The 11392-nt window shown below is 35.7% G+C and carries 6 protein-coding genes; all 6 read left to right on the top strand.

Features of this window, described 5'->3' with window-relative positions; genetic code table 11:
• The first annotated feature begins 253 nt into the window (after positions 1-253).
• The 6 genes from BM086_RS05560 to BM086_RS05535 are packed head-to-tail and all read left to right on the top strand — an operon-like array spanning position 254 to position 11389.
• On the top strand, positions 254-2257 hold the full coding sequence (locus tag BM086_RS05560) for a DUF6492 family protein (RefSeq protein ID WP_175560123.1): 2004 nt from the start codon (positions 254-256) through the stop codon (positions 2255-2257).
• Between the two features lie 6 nt (positions 2258-2263).
• A complete protein-coding gene (locus tag BM086_RS05555) occupies positions 2264-3757 on the top strand; it encodes a WavE lipopolysaccharide synthesis family protein (protein ID WP_092324657.1) in 1494 nt (497 codons plus the stop codon).
• Positions 3758-3783: 26 nt separating this feature from the next.
• Positions 3784-7626, top strand: a complete 3843-nt coding sequence (locus BM086_RS05550; protein ID WP_175560122.1) for an HAD-IIIC family phosphatase — start codon at positions 3784-3786, stop codon at positions 7624-7626.
• A 50-nt stretch (positions 7627-7676) separates the two neighbouring features.
• A complete protein-coding gene (locus BM086_RS05545) occupies positions 7677-9419 on the top strand; it encodes a glycosyltransferase family 4 protein (protein WP_175560121.1) in 1743 nt (580 codons plus the stop codon).
• A 39-nt stretch (positions 9420-9458) separates the two neighbouring features.
• Entirely contained in the window at positions 9459-10463 is a 1005-nt protein-coding gene (locus BM086_RS05540) for a glycosyltransferase family 2 protein (protein WP_092324649.1), read from the top strand.
• A gap of 26 nt (positions 10464-10489) precedes the next feature.
• A complete protein-coding gene (locus BM086_RS05535; protein ID WP_092324646.1) occupies positions 10490-11389 on the top strand; it encodes a class I SAM-dependent methyltransferase in 900 nt (299 codons plus the stop codon).
• Positions 11390-11392 lie beyond the last annotated feature (3 nt).

Genomic DNA, 11392 nt, shown 5'->3' with positions numbered 1-11392 from the left:
TTCTCGGCTAATAAAATATTCGTAGTAATCAAAGCGTCTACTGACGACATTGCAACTACCAGAAAGGGTTTCGGTTTTCCGAAACCCTTTTTTAATTCATAGAAAATTGCTCCGCTATGTTATGCACGCTCACGCAAGCGATATTCTTTATTGGTGTTTACAGATATAAATAAATAGACGAAAATGCGATAATTATTTGATATAATATAAAGGAGAAGTATTGTGGTCTGTTATAAAAATAGAAAGGACCTACATGACAGAAATGGAAGAACACGGATTCAATACAATAATTGTTATAACACCGAGCGATTGTGAAAGACTAGCGCATTTGTATCCGCGTATTATTGATAATCTTGTTTTAGGCCGATTATGTTTTGTTGGGGCGCCCGAAATAGAAGATATTTTAAAGAAAGATAAAAAAATACATGACTTAACTAAGGTGATAGACGAGAACTCTATCATTTCATTTGCAGAGGTAAATAACTGTCTTTCGAAAAGAATGGAGGATATTCTTAGAGGCAGAGAAATGCCACGCGCTGTTACCGGGTGGTACTATCAGCAGTTTCTGAAAATGCAGTATTCGGCAATATGCGAAGATGACTACTATATGGTGTGGGACGGAGATACAATCCCCTGTAGAAAAATCAGTATGTTTCAGGAAGGAACAGGGAAGCCTTACCTTGATCTTAAACATGAGTATCATCCGCAGTATTTTGATACAATTTCAAAAATACTGCCGGGATTTAAAAAAGTTATTCAAAGATCATTCATTTCAGAACATATGCTGATCAAAAAAGATATAATGCAAAACCTAATCAGCGATATAGAAAAGAATGATCAGATTAAAGGAGAAAAGTTCTGGGAAAAGATTATAAATTCAATTCCACCTGAAAAAATAACGGAGTCGTCTTTTAGTGAATTTGAAACCTACGGAACTTATGTTGCGCTCAGGTATCCTAGCGTGTACTCACTTAGAGACTGGCATTCATTTAGATTGGGTTCTCAGTTTTTTGATAAGGATACTATCTCTGACCGGGATTTTGAATGGCTGGCTAAGGATTTTGATGCAATCTCATTTGAAAAGAACCAGCAGATGATAGGCGATGGCAATACATTTTTTAACGATCCGTATTATCAGGAAAAATTGTCTGCAAAACAGATGCTCCAGGCTATTCAGATGGAGTTTAACGGAGGGTATAAGGAAGTATGGGCAGATGATCCGGTTACCATGAAAAACGCCAATGTTAAAAAAGGCGTGTTTGAAAATAGTAAAGGTGTAGATAACAGGACTTTGTTTGTGATAGTTTCTGATGGAAATGAAGAACTGCTAAAGCAAAGCGTTGAGGGAATAAAGAATTCTTTATCTGAAACAAATTACAAAATAGAGATAACAGATCCAAAACTGCCATATTACAAGGCTATAAATACAGTGATAAAGAGCTGTGAAGGAAGCGAATATCAGGATTGGGATGTCTATATAATTAAAGCCGGAACAGTAGTAGTTTATGATTCAATACATTTTCTTAAGCAGGCTATTTATTCTTCAGATGAAGTTGGCGCAGCAGGAAGCGTGTCCAATCTGGCTGCAAATAAGCAAAGGCTGGATGTTCATTTTGATACGCCTGAGGAATATATAGCATTTGGTGAGAAAAACAATGTACTTATGGAATGTCCATATCTTGAAAGAGTAAGCCTATCAAGCAATGGTCTCCTTATAAGGAGGGAAACATTTGAAAAGGCAGGTTTATTTGATGAAAAATACGAGTTTTGTTGTCTTTCCGGGGATGCTGATTATTCCATTAGACTTTTAGAGAATGGTTACAGGCTAAGACTTGTGCGCAATAGCTTTGTTTTTAGATTAGTATGGGATGAAAAAGAAGACTATATAGAAGAAAACAGTCCTATAGCAGATTTTTTGTATGTGAACAGTAATGCTTTTGCACAGATTCCTTTCAGAGAAACAGAAAAGTTTAACGTCCTTGAGATAGGGTGCGGATTAGGAGCAAATCTTAAGGCAATAAGAAGTTTATATGAGAATGCAAAAGTAGTCGGTGTCGAGAAAAATAAAGAGCTTTGCAAGATAGCAGAAAAGACAGAAAAAGTTTTTGCAACTCTAGATGAGCTACGAAAAGAAAATGACGGTGTGATGTTTGATATTTTACTTATAAGCGAAAAAGACTTTAATACTATGAGCGATGAGGAAAAAGCAGTAATTGGAACCAGATGTTGCGCCGATTTTAAAGTGATTGCGAAGTAAGAGCCTATGGATAATGATTTTACAACTGAAAAAAAGAATATATTGTTTGAAAATGGTAAAGCTATTATTTTGGACATTCTTTTTTCAATCAATAGATATAAGAGTGATGGACAAGAAGAAAAATTGATAAAGAGTTTTACCTTCAATATACAAAAATTGAATGTGCTTGCCAGATTGTTAACTGATATTATTTCTTCTGTGTATAAAGAGAGAAACTACGTCGGGATTAATATATATTGTGATGATGAACTTGAGTGCAAAATGCAGAATGATCTTAAGAACATTATTTCAATTATTATTTCACTTATTCAAGTTATGAGTGAGACCAATGCTGACAGTTTTAATGAAAAACGCCAGGAAATGCTTATGCAGGATTTGAAGAAATTTTATCAGGAACTTAGGTATGGCTTTTTATCTATACCTCAGATGGAGGTGCCTGGTAAGGCAGACCTTGGCAATGTATATGCCCAGTTGGAATATATTGGAAAAGCAAATGGAGATCGCTTTCAGGTCAGAAATATGTGGCTAAGTTCATCAAGAAGATTTCTACATAATAATCCGACAGATGATGTAGCTATAGTAATGCAGGGACCAATACTTAAAGAAGATAATTTTACTATTGAAACACTTATTTACTATAGAACGATTTATCCATACATTACTATGATCCTGTCAACCTGGAAAGGGGAAGTTTCAGAAGAAATCAGTAGTTTATGCCGTTTATTTGACATTATCATTGTTGAAAATGAAAAAAGACCAGATGGAGGTCCTTGGAATATCAGATATCAGTTTGATAGTACAAATGGTGGAATTCGTAAATTAAGCGGAAATAAACAAATAAAATATGTTTTTAAAACCCGTACGGATCAGATTATATTATTACCTGATTTTCTGATCTATATGAAAAATATGATAAATCTTTTTCCTATAGAGACCAATGAAATGAAGAAAAGAATTATTTTTCTTGGCGGTTATGCTTCAATGTGCACCTATCCATTTAGAATCACTGATTTTCAAGCGTTTGGTCATATTGATGACATTAGGAATTATTATGATAATGAGGATAGTCTGGAAAGATTGGAGTATACGGTTTCAGAGAATGAAACAAGACTTTCGCAATACTTAAATGTTCTTGCCAGATCTCCGTATGAAAGTTTTTATTATATTTCAAGTATGGGGTATGAGGATAGAATGAAGCTTTGCTCCAAGATTGGCAAAAAACAGGATCCGGAATCTTTTATTGTTCAGTCTTTTTATGAGAGGGTAATTCTTAAGAGGAGATTAAATGAAAATGATGATCTGTTGCAGCATTATTGGAAATTTGTAAAAGAATGTACGATATTTATTGACTCCGATGAGCTTTTATTTTATTGGAATAAGTATAGTGATAAATATATAGATTTGAGTTCAAATATTTCGGATGGTGGATTGACGCACAGTACCTGGCTGTCAATCTATATGTCGGGTAATGTTCTGTTTAAAGATTTGGTTTCATGTTAATTGTTGGTGAAAAGAGAGAGACATATATGCAGGATAATAATGTATCTTTTAACTTACTGATAGTAGTTACTCCGGACGATTGTGAGCGATTGATGCCGTTATACCCGAGGCTTGCTGATAATTATTCTTATGGAAAAATATGTTTTATCGGTTCTCCGGGTGTTTTGGAGGTGGCTTCAGGAAATGAGGCTTTGAAGGAACGCATTACCTGGGTAGATGAAAATGAGCTTATTAAATTCGATGAAGTATATGAACTGATGAGTGGCAGGATGAAGGATATCCTGGAAGGTGTTCCCCTGCCAAGAAAAGTAACCGGCTGGTATTATCAGCAGTTTTTAAAGATGCAGTATGCTCAGATCTGCGAAGATGAATACTATATGGTTTGGGATGGTGATACAGTACCTTGCCGCGATATAAATATGTTCAGTAAAGATAACGGCAAACCATATCTTGATTTAAAACATGAGTATCATCCTGAATACTTCGATACGTTGGGAATAATATTGCCGGGGGTTAAAAAGGTTATTCAGAGATCTTTTATATCAGAACACATGCTGATAAGAAAAGACATCATGAAGAATCTCATATCAGACATAGAAAAAAACGATAAGCTTGCAGGAAAAAGTTTTTGGGAAAAGATAATAAATGCTATTCCGCCAGAAAAAATATATGATTCTGCATTTAGTGAATTTGAGACCTATGGAACGTATGTGGCGCTGAGATATCCTTCTGTTTATATGCTTCGTGACTGGCATTCCTTCAGGCTTGGTGCATTGTTTTTTGATATGAATACAATCTGCGACAGAGATTTTGAGTGGCTTGCGAAAGATTTTGATGCCATATCATTTGAAAAAGGTCAGACAGTCAGCGATGACAATAAGAATTTCTTTGACAATCCGGAATATCAAAAGAAACTATCAGCTAAGAAGATGCTTCAGATAGCCCAGATGGAATATAAAGAAGGATATAAGGAAGTTTGGGCGGATGACCTTGAAATCAACGAAAATGTCAATGTTACTAAAGGTGGCTTCTGGCTTAGCGATGACAGAGAACATAGGGTGCTTATTGTAATAGTTTCATACAACAATGAGCATTTGTTAAAAGAGAATATTAAAAGCATCAGGGATGTTTTGAATACAGATAGTTACAAAATTGTTGTGGTTGATAATGCATCAACTGATGGAACAGTAAGATGGCTTGAAGAGCAGAAAGATATTTTGCTGATAAAAAATAATGAGAATAAAGGATTTGGCCCTGCATGCAATCAGGGTGTAATGGCAAGTGTTGGTACAGAGTCTGAAAACTTCGATGTATTTATACTAAATGATGACACAAGGCTTGTATTTGATGCGCTGTATTTTCTCAGGCAGGCGCTATATTCTGCTGAGGATATAGGAGCTGTGGGAAGTGTATCCAACTATGCGGGGAATAAGCAGCAGCTAGATATAGAGTTTGATTCGGTTGACGAGTATATAAAATTTGGAGAAAAAAATAATGTTCCGATGAGTAATCCATGCATTGAAAGAGTAAGGCTTTCCGGCTTTGCCATGCTTATAAAGAGAAAAGTGTGGAATGAAGTGGGGGGATTTGATGAGGATTTTGCACCGGGATATTTTGAGGATGATGCGCTTTCAATAGAGATATTAAAACGAGGCTATAGACTGATGCTTGTCAGGAATAGCTTTATTTATCATGCCGGAAGTCAGAGCTTTATTAAGACTGACTATACTAAGCTTCTAGATGACCATCATGAACTTTTTAAGAAAAAGTATGGCTTTGACATTTTTGATGTTTGTTATCCTAGTGGAACAGTTATTTCGCAGATTCCATTCAGTAATGATGCAAGATTTAGTCTGTTGCAGCTAGGGTGCGGTATTGGAGCTGAACTTAAGGCTATCAGGAGCTTATTCCCTAACATTGAAGTTGTAGGTATTGAGAATGGGCGAGAATTATATGAAATAGTAAAAAAGACAGAGACGGTCTTTGAAAATATTGACGAGGCAGTAACATTTTATGATAAGCCTTATTTTAACGTGTTGATTATTGAAAAACGGATGCTGGATGAATTGTCTGATGCTGAAAAGGGAGTTCTTTCAGGTTTGCTACTGGAAGATGCTGTACTGATTGTCAAGAATTCAGTATATGAAGAATTTCCGTATGAAAAGATAAAACTTATCATTTGGGATATGGATGATACTTTCTGGCAGGGGATTTTAAGTGAAGGTGAAGTGGCACTTCCTTCAGTACATGTGGATTTGATAAAAAATCTTACTGATCATGGAATCATCAATAGCATTTCGTCTAAAAACAATGAAGAAGATGTGATGGCTGAGCTGAAATCAGCTGGAATAGACAATCTTTTTGTGTTCAATAATATAAATTGGGATGAAAAGGGACAGCAGATTGAAAATAAACTAAAGACAATGGGCCTACGGGCGGAGAACGTTCTTTTCATAGATGATAATCCCCGAAATCTTGAAGAGGCAAAATTTTATTCCAAGGAGCTTATGACGGCAACACCGGACATTATCCCGTACCTTGTAAATTACTGTTCTAAGACAAAAGCTAAAGATCCTGAGCATAAACGTCTTGAGCAGTATAAGATTCTGGAGAAAAAAACTGATGCCCAGGTAAAATATGCTGATTCAGAGAAGTTCCTTTATGACAGCGATATAAAGATAACCATAAATCGTGATTGCCTTAAAGAAATAGGCAGGATAAGTGACCTGGTAATGAGAAGCAATCAGCTGAATTTTACGAAAAATCGCGATAACAAAGAAATCCTAACCAAGTTTATAACTAATGACTGGTATGATTGTGCCTATATTAGTGCGAGGGATAGATTTGGAGATTATGGAATAATAGGTTTTTATTGTTATGACACAAGAGGAAAGAAAATGGAGCATTTTCTTTTTTCCTGCAGAGTGCTTGGAATGGGGATTGAACAGTTTATATATAACAAACTTGGATGTCCTGAATTTGAAGTGAAGGATCAGGTTTCTTCTAAACTGGAAAAAGATAAGGCTGTTTTGTGGATAAAAGAAGATGAGACAAGTGAGATTACATCAGATTCTGAAAAAGCAAAACGAGTGCGTATACTTATGAAAGGGCCTTGCGATCTGGATTCATTGGCTCCGTATATTAAAGGCGGCAGCATAACTTCTGAGTTTAATTACGTAAATGATAAGGGGATTGTTGTAGCCGGTCAGAATCATTCCATGCATATTTGGGAAAGCGCTCATCTTTCTGAAAATGAGATAAATGCAATTCTTGACGATGTTCCATTTATTCAAAAGGGGGATTTCGAAACCAAACTATTTACCGAAGAGTACCATGTTATCTGCTTTAGCACTATGCAGGACCTTGGTGCCGGGCTTTATAAGCATAAGAAGACCGGTAACTATATAAGCTTTTCCGGCATCTCAAGACCATTGACTGACCTTGCAAATGCAGAAGATTATATGGCCGGAAGACTTCAAAATCATTCATTTTTATTTGACCGTAAAACGATAGAGACTTTTGCAGAAAGTTGGGAATTTGTCGGTGTAACACCAATTGATCTTCTTTTACGAAATCTTGATTATATGTATGAAAATGCTAAGGGAAAGCCTGTTTTTATACTGCTTCTTGGGAGCGAGATTGATTATGAAGGTGATGATCCCTGGTATGATGGAATTGTTGAAAACTATAGGTTTTACAATCCAATCCTAAGGGAATTTGCAGAAGATCATGACAGGATGAGAGTAATAAATATTTCTGATTTTATCAAGTCACAGAGTGATTTTAATGGATGCATAAATCATTTTAGCAGGAATGTTTATTACAATATTGCGGGAGAGATATGCAGATATATTAATGAACTGGTATGAGGTGTATGGCAGGGTAGTATTTTGATTTTTCAGAGTTTAAGGATATGGCTATGGGAAGTGTAATTTGCGAAGGATATAGTTATTATTATGAAGATGGTTCCAGAAAAGAAGAGATTTTTGACTATCTGGATAATATAAGTAATTATACGCGTATTCCACTTCATAGTTTTGATAATTCTGTAGATACTCTTTTCAAGGAAATGTATACAATTCTTGAAGATTGTTATGCATTTGATAATGACTTGATCAGTGCTTTATTCTTTTCATTTATATTGTTAGTCAATCGTCACATGAATAGCCCTAAGCCTGTCAGATTGGCTTGTTTAGGGAATATTCCAAAGCACGTAACTAATTATTATTCCGAAGCGATTCGAAGGATGCATCCTGATTCTCATACGGAGCTGCTTGATTCATTGGAATACCTGTCAGATGCGAAATACGACATTCTAATCGATATTGAAAAATCAGGGCAGGAGTTGTCTGAAAGAATATATGACATAGAACAGATTAGTCAAGTATTATCAGATAATTATAGATTGATTCTTGTAGGACCGCAGGTGAATTTAGAAAATGAGAAGCTAAAAAAGTATGATTTTGGCGAGGTATCTGTTTATACATGTGAGAATGATGCATCGGAAGGAGTTACTTCAGATTATGAAAAAAGAATAACAGAAAATGTTGTAAAAAGAGAAATCAAGACAGTAGCTTCAATCTGTCCACATGATTTTGCGTATGTTAATTATGAACTGACCAAGGATATCTGTGTTGTGCCATATCTTTTCCATAAGCTAAAAGGATGCAGGTTGTATATGGTAGGGCTTGAAAAGGGTGGAGAGTATTCGCTGAAAAAATATGTTGAGGGCCCAAAGTATATAGAACTTGATTCTTACGATATCGATTCAAAGCTTAATTGGCTTTGTGAAAATGGGAAAGCAATCGATTGTCTGATGTTGTTTGGAACGTACTCGGGCAATATGCGACTTGCGAAGGAATATAAACGTATCAGACCTGATGGAGTCATATATCTTGGAATGGATGCGAACGCATATTGGATAAACAATATTCCAATATATGATAAAGCAGTGAGCGAGTTTTATAAGAACTGCGATATCAAGGCAACTACCACACGCATTATGCAGAAGTTTATCTTAAAGAAGTGGGGGATGGATACAGCAGTAGTTCGAATGGGCTATTATCCATTTGGAGTTGATAGCACAGAAGAACCTGATTATTCAAAAAAGAAAAAAATAGTGTTGGCAGTTGGCAGGGTAGGAGCGCATCAAAAACGCTATGATATTTTGCTTCAGGCTTTTGCAATTGCTTACAAAGAAAATAGTGATTGGGAATTAAGATTAGTCGGTCCTATAGAAGAATCATTCTTTGAATTTTTGGATATATTTTTTGCAGAAAATCCATATATGGAAGATGCGGTTAAGATTGTCGGGCCAATAAATGATAAAAGGCAATTGCATGAAGAATACCTGCAGGCTAGCATATATGCATTGTCTTCAGAAGGAGAAGAATTTACCAATGCCGTTACGGAAGCAATGTGTACAGGCTGTGCAATACTTTCAACAAAAGTGGATCTGTATGAGGAAATAACAAATTATGGGAAGTGTGGTCTCAGTTCTCCAATAGATGATGCCAACGCTTTTGCGCAGAATATGCTAAGACTCTTTTCAGATAAAGATTTATTGAACGATATGTGCAGACAGGCTTATATCAATTATGTCGAAAGGCATGATTACGTAAAGATAATAGATAGGCTATATGAACTTTTACTCAAAGTGTGATATTGGATAGTAGCATAGGATTCGGAGTTAAAAAAGCATATGAAAAAAGTAAGTGTGGTAGTTCCAGCTTATAATGCTCAAAAGACGATAGAAAAATGCATTTCAAGTCTTGTAAATCAGACATTGGAAGATATAGAGATTATTGTGGTGAATGATGCTTCAACCGATGATACTTGGGACATAATTCAGGGATATGAAAAGAAATATCCGGAAAAAATGGTCATAATCGATGGCGGAGTAAATAGAGGAAGCGGAGGCGCAAGAAATCTGGGATTTGATATGGCTACCGGTGAGTATATAGGGCTGGTTGATAGTGATGACTATGTGGCATCAAGTATGTATGAACTTTTATATAAAAAAGCCAGGGAAGATGATGCAGATATCGTGGACTGTGGCTTTTATAGTGAAGCGATGGATAAAGCCATTGTCTATACAAGCGATGATCTTACAGGAAAACTTGACGCAGAGAAAAGAAACAGACTGATCACAACCGGTGGATATCTTGTAACGAAAATTTTTAAGAATAATCTGTGGAACGATCCCAAAATAAGGATGCGTGAGCATATAAGGTGTCTAGAAGATACGGAAATTCTTATTTATATGTTTTTGAAGGCAGATAGGATCAGCAATGTCAAAGAGGTCCTTTACAATTATAGTGATATTGCGTCATCTGCTACTAAGACCATGGATCTACAGACATATTTTGACTCAATTTATGGTGCAATTGAGTCAATCTACAGAGTATGTCACGAACTTCCAAACTATTATGCGTGCAAAGAGGCGATTGAATACGCCATTATTAATATTTATTCGTATGGAATAAACAGATGTCTTTATGATCAGATAGAAAGATTTGGAGCATCACCACAGAATATAAAGAAATACTTTAATAATGTTGGATATAAGGAAAAACAGCTTCTTTGCAAGTTGGCTCAGTTAAAAAAGCATATTCCTATGGGCAAATATGAGGACAATATTGAGGTCGTCAGACGCATTAACAATTTGGACATCATGATAATGAAGGAATGTGACTTGAGATTTTAATTTTTTAATGTGGAGAAAGTATCATCATGGAATTAATTCGAGACGATACAGATAGAAAACTGGGATTACATCATCACAGGTGCAGAATCTGTGGCGCAGAGGGAATGTTCGAATCCTACCTGGTCAGAGAAATGCTCGATGGGACTAGAGATGAATTTGAATATTTTGTATGCCCTGAATGTGATTGCATTCAAATTGCAGTGGTTCCAGACAATTTAGGTGACTACTATAAGAATTCATATTATAGCTTTGAGTTTAAGCCTGAAAGAGAGTGTGAGTTCGAATCGGAGGTTGATAATAATGCAAAAACATTAGATATGGGCTGTGGGAATGGTAATTGGCTTTATGAAATGGCAGAGCAGGGCTGTGGGAATTTATATGGCTGCGATCCATTTATCGATAAAGATTTAGATTATGGTGACAGGGTACATATTAGAAAGTGCGATATTTCTGAGATGGATGGTGATGGCACTTTTGATGTCATCAGAATGGGAGATTCACTTGAACATGTTCTTGATCCAATTAAAGTAATGATGGAAGCTAATAGGCTTCTTAAGGCGGAAGGAATTCTTTGGATAAATATTCCGGTTTTTCCTAACTTTATTTTTGATTTGTTTGGCGCACATTGGTATGCGCTTGATGCACCAAGACATATCTTTGTTCCGTCTGTTAAATGTTTGGAATATATGGCGAAAAAAGCAGGAATGACAATAAGAAATGTATCTTTTGATTGTATAGATGGTCATTTGATAAATAGCTTTTTTTATCAACATGGAATATCACGAAAACAGATTGATAAAGAATTAGTTTCGAAATACTTTTCTAGAGATGATTTATTGCATATTTATGAGAATTGCCATAAGGCAAATGAAAATCAATATGGGGATCATATGACTGTATATTTAAGTAAAGTTATGAAGGCTTAGTGT

Origin of the sequence: Butyrivibrio sp. YAB3001 (assembly GCF_900112195.1) — a bacterium.
GTDB lineage: Bacteria > Bacillota > Clostridia > Lachnospirales > Lachnospiraceae > Butyrivibrio.
Note: the sequence above shows the minus strand (reverse complement) of the source record. Positions and strands in the feature narration are given on the sequence as shown.